Raw genomic sequence first — 13,556 nt, 5'->3', positions numbered from 1 at the left:
GGACAGGCGGCATGACGCATCGAACATGCAGCTTTGGGGTGGCGCGTTGAACAGTCTTGGAATGCTGCGGTCGGCCGTGTTGGCGACCGCATCCGCTTGGGTCTTGATGCCGCAGGCATCGCTTGCACAATCTTCCGCGCAGAGTGGCGCGCAAAATCTGCCCTCGGTCACCGTCACCGCGCCGGAAACACGCAGACGTGCTGCCGCGGCCCCACAGCGCCGCGCGACGCGATCGTCGGTGCAGACCGCCGAGCGCAACAAGCCGCAGCCACGGCGCGAAGTCGGCTTCGTGGAGACGCCGCGCGGGCCGGTGAACGGCTATGTCGCCGGTCGCAGCTCATCGGGCACCAAGACCAACACGCCGATCATGGAGACACCTCAGGCGGTGTCCGTCATCGGTGCCGAGCAGATCCGCGACCAGAAGCCGAACAAGCTCGACGAGGTCCTGCGCTACACCGCCGGCGTCCGGGCAGGGACTTTCGGCACGGACACCCGGAACGATTGGTGGCTGATCCGCGGCTTCAAGTCCGAGGATATCGGTCTGTTCCTCGACGGCATGCAGCTGTTCTACACGTCCTATGCCAGTTGGAAGCTGCAGACTCCCAACATGGAGCGGGTCGAGGTGTTGCGCGGTCCGTCAGCCGTGCTTTACGGCGGATCGAGCCCGAGCGGCATCGTCAACGTCATCAGCAAGATGCCTCCGGCAGAGCCGATCCGCTACATCGAGGCCGGCGTCAACAATTTCGGCAACGCCTATGTCAGCTTCGACATGGGCGGCCCGGTCGCGACCAGTCCTGAGAACGGCAAGCTGTTCGCGCGCGTTGTCGGCCAGGTCCAGAACGGCGGCACGCAGGTGAACTTCACACCTGACAACAACTACTTCATTGCGCCGTCATTCACGTGGAAGCCGGATGCCGACACCACCTTCACGGTGTTGGCCTCGGCCTCGAAGCAGGATACCCGCGGCATCAACTTCCTGCCCTATCAGGGAACGGTGACCAGCGCGCCGTTCGGTAAGATCCCGACCAGCTTCTTCGCCGGCGATCCCAGCGTCGACAAGTTCACGCGCGAGCAGGAGATGCTCGGCTATCAGTTCGAGCGCCATCTCACCGACGATGTGACGTTCCGTCAGAACGCTCGCTTCGCGCATGTCGACATCAGCTACCGCGGCTATGTCGGCAACGATTGGGCCAACATCAATACGGCCACGCTCAATCGCTACAATTGGTACGCGAAGAACACGGCCAATCAGGCCAATCTCGATAATCAGCTCGAGTATCGCTTCAACACCGGTCCAGTCAGGCACACGATGCTGTTCGGTGTCGATCTGCGGGGCTATCAGATCGACGATTATCAGGCCTTCGGGTTCGGTGTGCCCTCGATCAACGTCTTCAATCCGGCCTATGGGGGAGCTGAGGTTCCGTTGCCGGGCTCGCCGTTCCGGAACTTCCTGATCACGCAGAAGCAGGCCGGCACCTATCTTCAGGACCAGATGAAGCTCGGCAATTTCACGCTGGTGCTAAGCGGCCGCAATGATTGGGTCGAGACGACGCAGGAAGCCCGTGACACCGGGGCGACCGTCGCCAGCCGCGACGACAGCAGGTTCAGCGGTCGCGCCGGGCTGATCTACAATTTCGACAACGGCATCGCGCCCTACGTCTCCTACTCGACGAGCTACAACCCGATCATCGGCCTCAATGCGGCGAACCAGCTGTTCCTGCCGGAGACCGGCAAGCAGGCCGAAATCGGCGTGAAGGTCGCGCCTGTCGGATTTGACGGCTATTTCACCGTCTCGGTCTTCGATCTCGTTCGCCAGAACGTGACGACAACCACCGGCGCGGGCATCGTCCCGGTGCTGCAGAACCAGACCGGAGAGGTGACGTCGCGCGGCATCGAGCTGGAAGCGGTGGCCAATGCCACGAAGGAGCTGAAATTCATCGGCGCCTTCACGGCCTATCATCTCTTCAACAGCAAGGACCTGGATCCGGCGCTGGTCGGCAAGACACCGACCAACACGCCCGAACTCCTGGTGTCGGGGTGGGCGGACTACACCTTCAAGGACGGACCGCTCGCAGGGTTCGGCTTCGGCGGCGGTGTGCGTTATATCGGCTCGTCCTGGGCCGACCAGGCCAACACGCTCGAGGTTCCCGCGGTCGTGCTCGGCGATCTCGCGCTCCATTACGAGTGGCAGAACTGGCGCACGGCGCTGAACGTGATCAACCTGACCGACAAGATCTATGTCGCAAGCTGCGCGTCGGCCACGTCCTGCTTCTACGGAGACCGTCGCCGCGTCACCGCCAGCGTCTCCTACAAATGGTGAGGACGGGCGAGGGCAGGGCCGGAAGGCTCCGGGGCTGGAGCAATTGATCGTGATGTTCGTTCGCCTCCGCCCGGACGACCGCTGATCCGCCGTCACGATGAGCCCGCGGGCCATGCCCCCCGGCCCGAAGCTCATCCGAGCGCGGCGCGCGACCAGTAGGTCGCCGCCGCCGCGCTCGCGGTCGGCTTAAAGCCGACCGCCGGCGCATTCGTCAGACCAGCGGTCCCGTCGTGCGGCATGGCTGTTTTGATCACTCACGGCTGTGGAAAGGTGTCTTTCCTGCACCTGATGCGGCGGCATCATCATTGGCGTCCTGGCCGCGCTGGCCACCGGCAAAATAGCGTCGCCGGAACGACGGGGGTGCCCCCGCGGCGGCGATTGCCGGGGCTGGAGTGCGCTGCCGCACCAAAAACCTGAGCATTTTGGTCGGTCATCGCACAGCAAATAACTGGCTCGGCCCGAGCGCCGCAATCTCCGAACGGCTGACCTGCGAGGCCGTGGCAGCCCTTGCTGGCCATGGCGATCTGCTCCATACCAGCCGCGGGGTGATTCCGGGATTTTCACGGTTCTGGGGGCGGCTAAGGGCCTGAAAAGAGCGTGTCTTGCGCCCATTGGTGCACTGCGCTAAGGCTCAGAATAATTCCAAATCGGACGAATCCGTGGCTGTCCCGAGGCTGCGGGAAAAAGGGCTCGCCAATGAGCGGCATTCTGCAGAACTATCTTCCACTTGTCGTCTTCATAGGGGTAGCGGGCCTCATCGGCCTCGTGCTGCTGATCGCGCCCTTCATCGTGGCCTTCCAGCAGCCGGACCCGGAAAAGCTGTCGGCCTACGAGTGCGGTTTCAACGCGTTCGACGACGCCCGCATGAAGTTCGACGTTCGCTTCTATCTGGTCGCCATCCTCTTCATCATCTTCGACCTCGAGGTGGCGTTTCTGTTTCCCTGGGCGGTGGCGTTCGGCAAGCTTGGCGCGACCGGCTTCTGGTCCATGGTGGTGTTCCTCGCCGTGCTGACGGTCGGGTTCGCCTATGAATGGAAGAAAGGAGCCCTCGAATGGGATTGAACCCAGCTACGCAGTCCGCGGGTCCGGTGATCGCGCCGGCCCCCAAGGGCATTCTGGACCCGTCCACCGGCAAGCCGGTCGGGGCCAATGATCCGTTCTTCCTCGAGGTCAATTCCGAGCTGTCCGACAAGGGCTTCTTCGTGGCCGCGACCGACGACCTCATCACTTGGGCGCGCACCGGCTCCTTGATGTGGATGACCTTCGGTCTTGCCTGCTGCGCGGTCGAGATGATGCAGGTCTCGATGCCGCGCTACGACGTCGAGCGCTTCGGCTTTGCCCCGCGTGCCTCGCCGCGCCAGTCCGACGTGATGATCGTTGCGGGAACGCTGACCAACAAGATGGCGCCGGCGCTGCGCAAGGTCTACGACCAGATGCCCGAGCCGCGCTACGTCATCTCGATGGGCTCCTGCGCCAATGGCGGCGGCTACTATCACTATTCCTATTCGGTCGTGCGCGGCTGCGACCGCATCGTGCCGATCGACATCTACGTGCCGGGCTGCCCGCCCACGGCGGAAGCGCTGCTCTACGGCGTGCTGCTGCTGCAGAAGAAGATCCGGCGCACCGGCACCATCGAACGCTAAGGTTTTACGTCATGGACGACGCCAAGCTCGACGCCCTGGGGCAGACGATCGTTAGCGCGCTTCCGGGCGCCGCGACCGGTCACTCGGTGGCCTTCAATCAGCTCACCGTGGACGTCGAGGCCGCCAGGATCGTCGAGGTGGTCAAGTACCTCCGCGACGACCCGAGCTGCCGTTTCGTCAACATCACCGACATCACCGCCGTGGACTACCCGGATCGCGAGAAGCGCTTCGACGTGATCTATCATTTCCTGTCGCCGACCCTTAACGCGCGCATCCGGCTCAAGGCGCAAGCCGACGAGACCACGCAGGTGCCGTCGCTGATCGAAATCTTCCCCGGCGCTGACTGGTTCGAGCGCGAAGCCTACGACCTCTACGGCGTGTTCTTCGTCGGCCATCCCGACATGCGCCGCATCCTCACGGACTACGGCTTCGAGGGCCATCCGCTGCGCAAGGATTTCCCGCTCACCGGCTTCGTCGAGGTCCGCTACGACGACCAGGAGAAGCGGGTGGTGTACGAGCCGGTCCGGCTCAACCAGGAATTCCGCAAGTTCGACTTTTTGTCTCCTTGGGAAGGTGCCGACTATCCGGTGCTTCCGGGCGATGAAAAAGCGGGGCCGAAGGTCTGATCATGAACGAGCAATCTGAACAGCTTCGCAACTTTACAATCAATTTCGGACCGCAGCATCCGGCGGCGCACGGCGTGTTGCGCCTCGTGCTGGAGCTCGACGGCGAAGTGGTCGAGCGCGTCGATCCCCATATCGGCCTGCTTCACCGCGGCACCGAGAAGCTGATCGAGCAGAAAACCTATCTGCAGGCGATCCCTTATTTCGACCGGCTCGACTACGTCGCGCCGATGAACCAGGAGCACGCCTTCTGCATGGCCGCCGAAAAGCTGCTCGGCATCGAGGTGCCGCGCCGCGGCCAGCTGATCCGCGTGCTCTATTGCGAGATCGGCCGCATCCTGTCGCATCTGCTCAACGTCACCACGCAGGCGATGGACGTCGGCGCGCTGACCCCGCCGCTGTGGGGCTTCGAAGAGCGCGAGAAGCTGATGGTGTTCTACGAGCGCGCCTCGGGCAGCCGCATGCATGCGGCTTACTTCCGGATCGGCGGCGTGCACCAGGATCTGCCGCAGAAGTTGGTCGACGACATCGAGGCCTGGTGCGATCCGTTCCTCAAGGTGGTGGACGATCTCGATCGCCTGCTCACCGCCAACCGCATCTTCAAGCAGCGCAACGTCGACATCGGCGTGGTGCCGCTGAAGGAAGCCTGGGAGTGGGGTTTCTCGGGCGTGATGGTGCGCGGCTCGGGCGCGGCCTGGGACCTGCGCAAGTCACAGCCTTATGAGTGCTACGCCGAGATGGATTTCGACATCCCGATCGGCAAGAACGGCGACTGCTACGACCGCTATCTGATCCGCATGGAAGAGATGCGCCAGTCCGTGCGCATCATGAAGCAGTGCATCCAGAAGCTGAACGCGCCGGACGGCAAGGGCCCGGTCGTCGTCGCCGACAACAAGGTCGCGCCGCCGCGTCGCGGCGAGATGAAGCGCTCGATGGAAGCGCTGATCCACCACTTCAAGCTCTACACCGAAGGCGTCCACGTGCCGGCCGGCGAGATCTATGCCGCGGTCGAGGCGCCCAAGGGCGAGTTCGGCGTCTATCTTGTCGCCGATGGCACCAACAAGCCCTACAAGTGCAAGATCCGCGCGCCGGGCTTTGCGCATCTGCAGGCCATGGACCACATCTGCCGCGGCCATCTGCTCGCCGACGTCTCGGCGATCCTGGGCTCGCTCGACATCGTGTTCGGAGAGGTCGATCGGTGATGGCGCAGGCGCCAATCCAGTTTGACCGCGCCTCGGGGGCCCTTGAAGGGGCCAACCTGTGGGAGCGGACGGCTGCCTTGGCGCTGGTGACGGGATCGAAGATCTCCTCGCACTTCTCGCACATGGGCTACATCGCCTGCGCGAATTTGCTGCGCAAGACGCTGCCCGAGCGCAACATCGCGATCAGGCTCAATTCCGACGCGGTGTTCGAATTTCCCTACGGCGACGGCTATTGGAGCAAGCTGCTCAACCGCTCGTACAACTATGAAGACGAGCTCGAGCTGCTGTTCGCCGATTCCATCGACGTCGACTACACGCTGCTCGATTGCGGCGCCAATTACGGCTATTGGTCGGTGCTGGTCTCGAGCAAGCCGTTCGGCGCGCACAAGGCGATTGCGATCGAGCCGTCGGGCCAGAACTACCCGAAGCTCGCCAACAATGCGCGCGTCAACGCTGGCCGCTTCGAGACGATGAAGTGCGCGATCGGCGCGGCGCGCGGCACCGCGCGTCTATCGGGCACCAAGCACGAGGCCTTCAGCATCGCCGGCGATCAGTCGGCGGGCGGGGAGGAGGTGCCGGTGATCGCGCTCGACAACCTGATCGACGACGGCAAGATCGCCGCGAGCGGCAAGTACCTGATCAAGCTCGACGTCGAGGGCGTCGAGATCGAGGCGATCAAGGGCGGCGTCCGCCTGCTTGAGGCCGACAGCGTCATCATGTGCGAGGAGCACGGCAGCGACCGCTCGCACGCCGTGTCGCGCTTCATCCTCGAACAGACCCCGCTGAAGCTGATCGTGTTCGATCCGCGCAGCAACCGCATGGAGACCGTGACCGAGCTGTCGATCCTCGACCGCATCAAGGTCTCGACCCACGTCGGCTACAACGTTTTCGGCACCGCAAGCGCATTCTGGCAGGACAGGATCGAAGCCCTCAACGCCAAGAACCTGAATGCGAAATCCGCGCGCCGCATGCAGTGAGAGATTGAGCTATGTCCGTTCGCCGATTAGCACCGAAGGAAGTCCAGCCCGCGAGCTTTGCGTTCACGGAGGAGAACCTCGCATTCGCCCGGCAGCAGATCGCGAAATATCCGGCCGGACGTCAGGCCTCCGCTGTCATCGCCATCCTCTGGCGCGCGCAGGAGCAGAACGAGGGCTGGGTGTCGGAAGCTGCGATCCGCGTCATCGCCGACATGCTCGACATGCCCTATATCCGCGTGCTGGAGGTCGCGACCTTCTACACCATGTTCCAGCTCGCCCCCGTCGGCAAGAAGGCTCACGTCCAGGTCTGCGGCACCACGCCGTGCCGGCTGCGCGGCGCCGAGGATCTGATCCACGTCTGCGAGCACCGCATCCATCACGAGCCCTTCCATCTCTCCAAGGACGGCAATTTCAGCTGGGAGGAGGTGGAGTGCCTGGGCGCCTGCGTGAACGCGCCGATGGTGCTGATCGGCAAGGACACCTATGAGGACCTGACCAAGGAAAGCTTCGGCAAGGTGCTCGACGGCTTCGCTTCGGGCAATCCGCCGAAGCCCGGTCCGCAGAACGGCCGCCAGTTCTCGGCGCCGATCACCGGGCCGACCACGCTGAAGGAGATCACCTGATGCGTGATCTCGCTTCGTCGATAGCGCAGGGGAGCGTTGGCATGAAGAAGTGGGGCTTCATCGCGATGCACGCCGTGGTGGCGGCCGCCTTCATCTTCCTGCTGCAGCGCTTCGGCCTGAACGCATCGCTGGAATCGGCTTCGCTCTGGGCGCTGACGTTTGGCATCTGCGCCGCCGGACTTGCCTACAAGCAGTCCAATCGTTGATCGGAAAGCACTGATATGCTCGAGGACAAGGACCGCATCTTCAAGAACCTCTACGGCCTCCACGATTGGGGGCTCGAGGGTGCGCGGCGCCGCGGCGCCTGGGATGGCACCAAGAACATCATCGACAAGGGCCGCGACTGGATCATCAACGAGATGAAGGCGTCGGGCCTGCGCGGCCGCGGCGGCGCCGGCTTCCCGACCGGTCTGAAATGGTCCTTCATGCCGAAGGAATCGACCGACGGCCGGCCGAGCTATCTCGTCGTCAACGCCGATGAGTCCGAGCCCGGCACCTGCAAGGACCGCGAGATCATGCGGCACGATCCGCATCTCTTGATCGAAGGCTGCCTGATCGCGAGCTGCGCGATGAACGCGCATGCCTGCTACATCTATGTCCGCGGCGAGTTCATCCGCGAGCGCGAGCATCTGCAGGCCGCGATCGACCAGGCCTATGAGGCCAAGCTGGTCGGCAAGGACAACGTCAACGGCTGGCCGTTCGACATCTACGTCGCCCACGGCGCCGGCGCCTATATCTGCGGCGAGGAGACCGCGCTGCTCGAAAGCCTCGAAGGCAAGAAGGGCCAGCCGCGCCTGAAGCCGCCGTTCCCGGCCAACGTCGGTCTGTTCGGCTGCCCGACCACCGTCAACAACGTCGAGTCCATCGCCGTTGCACCCGACATCCTGCGCCGCGGCGCGGCGTGGTTCGCCGGCATCGGCCGCCCGAACAATGTCGGCACCAAGCTGTTCTGCATCTCCGGCCATGTCGAGCGGCCCTGCAACGTCGAAGAGGCCATGGGCATCCCGTTCCGTGAGCTGATCGACAAGCATTGCGGCGGCATTCGCGGCGGCTGGGACAACCTCAAGGCCGTGATCCCCGGCGGCTCGTCGGTGCGCATGGTGCCTGCCGAGCAGATCATCGACACGCCGATGGATTTCGACTCCTTAAGCAAGCTGCGCTCGGGCCTCGGCACCGCCGCCGTGATCGTGATGGACAAGTCGACCGACCTGATCCGTGCGATTGCCCGCATCTCCTATTTCTACAAGCATGAGAGCTGCGGCCAGTGCACGCCGTGCCGCGAGGGCACGGGCTGGATGTGGCGCGTCCTCACCCGCATGGCCGAAGGCCGCGCCCACAAGCGCGAGATCGACATGCTGCTCGAGGTGACGAAGCAGGTCGAAGGCCACACCATCTGCGCGCTCGGCGACGCGGCGGCCTGGCCGATCCAGGGCCTGATCGCGCATTTCCGTCACGAGATCGAAGCGCGCATCGACCAGTATTCGCACAAGGCCGATGTCGACGATATCGGCGTCCGCGATCCCGTGAACATGGTCGCGGCGGAGTAAGAGACATGACCAAGCTCATCATCGACGGCAAAGAGATCGATGTCCCCGCCGAGTACACGCTGCTTCAGGCGTGCGAGGCGGCCGGCGCCGAGATTCCGCGCTTCTGCTATCACGAGCGGCTGTCGATCGCCGGCAATTGCCGGATGTGCCTCGTCGAGGTGAAGGGCGGCCCGAAGCCGGTCGCGAGCTGCGCCTGGGGCGTGCGCGACTGCCGTCCAGGCCCCAAGGGCGAGCCGCCGGAGATTTCCACGCGTTCGCCGATGGTGAAGAAGGCGCGCGAAGGCGTGATGGAATTTCTTCTGATCAACCATCCCTTGGATTGTCCGATCTGCGACCAGGGCGGCGAGTGCGACCTGCAGGACCAGGCAATGGGCTATGGTGTCGACACTAGCCGTTTCGCCGAGAACAAGCGCGCGGTCGAGGACAAGTATCTCGGCGCGCTGGTCAAGACCTCGATGAACCGCTGCATCCAGTGCACGCGCTGCGTCCGCTTCTCGGCGGAAGTCGCCGGCGCGCCCGAGATGGGCGCGACGGGGCGCGGCGAGGACATGGAGATCACGACCTATCTCGAGCACGCCCTGACGTCGGAACTGCAGGGCAACCTCGTCGACATCTGCCCGGTCGGCGCGCTGACCTCGAAGCCCTATGCCTTCGCGGCGCGCCCGTGGGAGCTCGGCAAGACCCAGTCGATCGACGTCATGGACGGTCTTGGTTCTGCGATCCGCGTCGACACCCGCGGCCGTGAGGTGATGCGGATCCTGCCGCGCATCAACGAGGCCGTGAACGAGGAGTGGATCTCGGACAAGACCCGCCACGTCGTCGACGGCCTGCGTACCCAGCGCCTCGACCGCCCCTATATCCGCGAGGCGGGCAAGCTGCGCGCGGCAAGCTGGACCGAGGCCTTCGCCGCGATCGCCGCCAAGGCGGCGCGCACCGACGGCAAGCGCATCGGTGCGATCGCAGGCGATCTCGCCGGCGTCGAGGAGATGTTCGCGCTGAAGGACCTGCTGGCCAAGTACGGCTCGAGCAATCTGGCGGTGCAGGGCGGCGATGCCTTCGACCCCGCGCTCGGCCGCGGCTCCTACATCTTCAATCCGACGCTTGCCGGCGTCGAGCAGGCCGATGCGCTGCTCATCATCGGCGCGAACCCGCGGAAAGAGGCGGCCGTGTTCAACGCCCGCATCCGCAAGCGCTGGCGCGCCGGTGGCTTCAAGGTCGGCGTGATCGGTGCCAAGCCCGACCTGACCTATGATTACGACCACCTCGGTGCCGGCACCGAGACGCTGGGTGAGCTCGCGGCCGGCAAGCACTCCTTCATGGACGTGCTGAAGAACGCCAAGCACCCGATCATCCTGGTCGGTGCGGGCGCGGCCGCCCGTCACGACGGTGCCGCCATCCTCGCCGCCGCCGCCAAGCTCGCGCTCGACGTCGGCGCGGTGAAGGACGGCTGGAACGGTTTTGGCGTGCTGCACGAGACCGCCTCGCGCGTCGGCGCGCTCGACATCGGCTTCGCCGCAACCTCAGGCGGCCTGAATGCGGCGCAGATGACGACCTTCGGCACGCTCGACTTGCTGTTCCTGCTCGGCGCCGACGAGATCAAGGCGCCGGATGGCACCTTCGTCGTCTATATCGGCACCCATGGTGATCGCGGCGCGCACCGCGCCGACGTCATCCTGCCGGCGGCCGCCTACACCGAGAAGTCCGCGATCTACGTCAACACCGAAGGCCGGGTGCAGATGACCGGTCGCGCCGCGTTCCCGCCGGGCGAAGCCCGCGAGGACTGGGCGATCGTCCGCGCGCTGTCGGAAGCGCTCGGCAAGAAGCTCGGCTATGACTCGCTCTCGGCGCTGCGCCAAGCGGTGTTCAAGGCCGTGCCGCATCTGATCCGTCTCGACCAGATCGAGGCCGGCTCCGCCGAGCAGATCAAGAAGCTGGCGGGGAAGGGCGGCTCGCCCGAGAAGGCGCCGTTCAAGCCCCTGGTCGAGGACTTCTATTTGACCAACCCAATCGCGCGTGCGTCCGCCGTGATGGCGGAATGCTCGCGCCTCGCCTCCGGGCACATGCTGACCGCAGCAGAGTGAGCGTGATCTGATGGAATTCTTCGAAAGCGCATTCTGGACCGGGTTCCTCTGGCCGCTGATCATCATGGTCGCCCAGAGCGTCCTGGTGCTCGTCGTCCTCTTGGTGGCGATCGCCTACATCCTGCTCGCCGACCGCAAGATCTGGGCGGCGGTGCAGATCCGCCGTGGCCCGAACGTGGTCGGTCCCTGGGGCCTGCTGCAATCCTTCGCCGACCTGCTCAAGTTCGTGCTGAAGGAGCCGATCATTCCGGCCGGCGCCAACAAGGGCGTGTTCCTGCTGGCGCCGCTGGTGTCGTGCGTGCTCGCGCTCGCGGCCTGGGCGGTGATCCCGACCAATCTCGGCTGGGTGATCTCCGACATCAATGTCGGCGTCCTCTTCATCTTCGCGATCTCGTCGCTGTCGATCTACGGCATCATCATGGCCGGCTGGTCGTCGAACTCGAAGTACCCGTTCCTGGCCGCGCTGCGCTCGGCGGCGCAGATGGTCTCCTACGAAGTCTCGATCGGCTTCGTCATCATCACCGTGCTGCTCTGCGCCGGCACGCTGAACCTCTCGGCCGTGGTCGAGGCCCAGCATGCCCGCGGCCTTGCCAGCCTGATCGGGCTGCCGCAGCTGACCATCCTGAACTGGTATGTCTGGCCGCTGTTCCCGATGTTCGTGGTGTTCTACGTCTCGGCGCTGGCGGAAACCAACCGTCCGCCCTTCGACCTCGTCGAAGCGGAGTCCGAGCTCGTCGCCGGCTTCATGGTCGAGTACGGCTCGACGCCATACCTCTTGTTCATGCTCGGCGAGTATGTCGCGATCGTCACGATGTGCGCGTTGGCCACGATCCTGTTCCTCGGAGGCTGGCTGCCTCCGGTGGACCTGCCGCCCTTCAACTGGGTGCCGGGGATCATCTGGTTCTCGCTGAAACTGTTCTTCATGTTCTTCCTGTTCGCGATGGCGAAGGCGATCGTGCCGCGCTACCGCTACGATCAATTGATGCGTCTCGGCTGGAAGGTGTTCCTGCCGCTGTCGCTGGCGATGGTGATCGTGGTGGCCGGCGTGCTGCATTTCGCCGGCATCGCGCCGAAGTGAGGGCCGTCATGGGTATCAACGTCAACGCCACTGCACGCTCGCTTCTGCTGTCGGAATTCGTCTCGGCGTTCTTTCTCGCCATGCGCTATTTCTTCCAGCCGAAGCCGACCCTGAACTATCCGTTCGAGAAGGGCCCGATCTCGCCCCGCTTCCGCGGCGAGCACGCATTGCGCCGCTATCCGAACGGCGAAGAACGCTGCATCGCCTGCAAGCTGTGCGAAGCGATCTGCCCGGCGCAGGCGATCACCATCGAGGCCGGCCCGCGCCGCAACGACGGCACCCGCCGCACCGTGCGCTACGACATCGACATGGTGAAGTGCATCTATTGCGGCCTGTGCCAGGAGGCCTGTCCGGTCGATGCCATCGTCGAAGGCCCGAACTTCGAGTTCGCGACCGAGACCCGCGAGGAACTTTATTATGACAAGGCCAAGCTGCTCGCCAACGGCGACCGCTGGGAACGCGAGATCGCGAAGGCGATCGAGCTCGACGCGCCGTACCGGTGAGGTGAGGGCATGATCCTTCCCGCGCTGTTCTTCTATCTGTTCGCCGGCATCTGCGTCGCCTCGGCGGTGATGGTGATTGTCTCGCGCAATCCCGTGCACTCCGTGCTGTACCTGATCCTGGCCTTCGTCAACGCTTCCGGCCTGTTCGTGCTGATGGGCGCCGAGTTCCTCGGCATGATGCTGATCGTCGTCTATGTCGGCGCGGTCGCGGTGCTGTTCCTGTTCGTGATCATGATGCTCGACGTCGACTTCCTCGAGCTGCGCGAGGGCTTCATCGAGTACCTGCCGGTCGGCCTCGTGATCGGCGGCATCTTCCTGTTCGAGCTGCTGCTCACCGTCGGCTTCTGGGTCATCAACCCCGGCGTCTCCAAGACGATCACGGCGGCGATCCCGGCCAACGTCTCCAACACCGAGGCGCTCGGGCTCGTGCTCTATACGAAGTACATCCACTACTTCCAGCTCGCCGGCATGGTGCTGCTGGTCGCGATGATCGGCGCCATCGTGCTGACGCTGCGCCATAAGGCGAAGGTCAAGCGGCAGGACATCAACGTTCAGAACGCACGCACGCCCGACATGGCGATGGCGATGCGCAAGGTGGCGCCGGGGCAGGGGCTCTCGGACGCAGATGCCGCGGAGTGGGTGAAATGACGATCGGGCTCGGACATTATCTGGCGGTCGGCGCGATCCTGTTCACGCTCGGCATCCTCGGCATCTTCCTGAACCGCAAGAACATCATCGTCATCCTGATGTCGATCGAGCTGATCCTGCTCTCGGTCAACATCAACCTCGTGGCGTTCTCGACCTTCCTCGGCGACATCGTCGGGCAGGTCTTCGCGCTGCTGGTGCTGACGGTCGCGGCTGCGGAAGCTGCGATCGGTCTCGCCATCCTGGTGGTCTATTTCCGCAACCGTGGCTCGATCGCGGTTGAGGACGTCAATCTGATGAAGGGCTGAGCTCTC

At 64.3% G+C, this 13,556-nt stretch carries 14 protein-coding genes; all 14 read left to right on the top strand.

Annotated features, from left to right (window positions below; genetic code table 11):
* Positions 1–61: 61 nt before the first annotated feature.
* The 14 genes from N2602_RS21580 (at position 62) to nuoK (ending at position 13,550) form a co-directional block, all read left to right on the top strand.
* A complete protein-coding gene (locus tag N2602_RS21580) occupies positions 62–2,320 on the top strand; it encodes a TonB-dependent siderophore receptor (protein ID WP_260379347.1) in 2,259 nt (752 codons plus the stop codon).
* Positions 2,321–3,016: 696 nt separating this feature from the next.
* Positions 3,017–3,382, top strand: coding sequence for an NADH-quinone oxidoreductase subunit A (locus tag N2602_RS21575; RefSeq protein ID WP_008136158.1), 366 nt, complete (start codon positions 3,017–3,019; stop codon positions 3,380–3,382).
* Positions 3,373–3,963, top strand: coding sequence for an NADH-quinone oxidoreductase subunit B family protein (locus N2602_RS21570; RefSeq protein WP_036025347.1), 591 nt, complete (start codon positions 3,373–3,375; stop codon positions 3,961–3,963). Before N2602_RS21575 ends, N2602_RS21570 begins: the two co-directional genes overlap by 10 nt.
* Before the next feature lie 11 nt (positions 3,964–3,974).
* Positions 3,975–4,589, top strand: a complete 615-nt coding sequence (locus N2602_RS21565; RefSeq protein WP_212257267.1) for an NADH-quinone oxidoreductase subunit C — start codon at positions 3,975–3,977, stop codon at positions 4,587–4,589.
* Positions 4,590–4,591: 2 nt separating this feature from the next.
* Positions 4,592–5,788, top strand: coding sequence for an NADH-quinone oxidoreductase subunit D (locus tag N2602_RS21560; RefSeq protein WP_172783526.1), 1,197 nt, complete (start codon positions 4,592–4,594; stop codon positions 5,786–5,788).
* A complete protein-coding gene (locus N2602_RS21555) occupies positions 5,788–6,765 on the top strand; it encodes an FkbM family methyltransferase (RefSeq protein WP_172783527.1) in 978 nt (325 codons plus the stop codon). Before N2602_RS21560 ends, N2602_RS21555 begins: the two co-directional genes overlap by 1 nt.
* Before the next feature lie 11 nt (positions 6,766–6,776).
* Positions 6,777–7,388, top strand: a complete 612-nt coding sequence (gene nuoE / locus N2602_RS21550) for an NADH-quinone oxidoreductase subunit NuoE (protein ID WP_091885987.1) — start codon at positions 6,777–6,779, stop codon at positions 7,386–7,388.
* On the top strand, positions 7,388–7,594 hold the full coding sequence (locus N2602_RS21545) for a hypothetical protein (RefSeq protein WP_172783529.1): 207 nt from the start codon (positions 7,388–7,390) through the stop codon (positions 7,592–7,594). Before nuoE ends, N2602_RS21545 begins: the two co-directional genes overlap by 1 nt.
* 15 nt (positions 7,595–7,609) lie before the next feature.
* On the top strand, positions 7,610–8,935 hold the full coding sequence (gene nuoF / locus N2602_RS21540) for an NADH-quinone oxidoreductase subunit NuoF (protein WP_018320146.1): 1,326 nt from the start codon (positions 7,610–7,612) through the stop codon (positions 8,933–8,935).
* Between the two features lie 5 nt (positions 8,936–8,940).
* A complete protein-coding gene (gene nuoG / locus N2602_RS21535) occupies positions 8,941–11,016 on the top strand; it encodes an NADH-quinone oxidoreductase subunit NuoG (RefSeq protein ID WP_212257265.1) in 2,076 nt (691 codons plus the stop codon).
* 10 nt (positions 11,017–11,026) lie between these two features.
* Positions 11,027–12,094, top strand: a complete 1,068-nt coding sequence (nuoH, locus tag N2602_RS21530; RefSeq protein ID WP_172783531.1) for an NADH-quinone oxidoreductase subunit NuoH — start codon at positions 11,027–11,029, stop codon at positions 12,092–12,094.
* 8 nt (positions 12,095–12,102) lie between these two features.
* Positions 12,103–12,597: an NADH-quinone oxidoreductase subunit NuoI gene (gene nuoI / locus N2602_RS21525; RefSeq protein ID WP_210268102.1), complete on the top strand. Its 495-nt coding sequence runs from the start codon at positions 12,103–12,105 to the stop codon at positions 12,595–12,597.
* Between the two features lie 9 nt (positions 12,598–12,606).
* The gene (locus N2602_RS21520; protein WP_212257264.1) at positions 12,607–13,245 is read left to right on the top strand and encodes an NADH-quinone oxidoreductase subunit J; all 639 of its coding nucleotides are present in this window, start codon (positions 12,607–12,609) and stop codon (positions 13,243–13,245) included.
* A complete protein-coding gene (gene nuoK, locus N2602_RS21515; protein ID WP_008547737.1) occupies positions 13,242–13,550 on the top strand; it encodes an NADH-quinone oxidoreductase subunit NuoK in 309 nt (102 codons plus the stop codon). Before N2602_RS21520 ends, nuoK begins: the two co-directional genes overlap by 4 nt.
* Positions 13,551–13,556: the final 6 nt, after the last annotated feature.

It is taken from the genome of Bradyrhizobium sp. NC92, from assembly GCF_025200865.1.
Taxonomy (GTDB): domain Bacteria; phylum Pseudomonadota; class Alphaproteobacteria; order Rhizobiales; family Xanthobacteraceae; genus Bradyrhizobium.
This window is presented reverse-complemented; position numbering and strand designations above follow the sequence as displayed.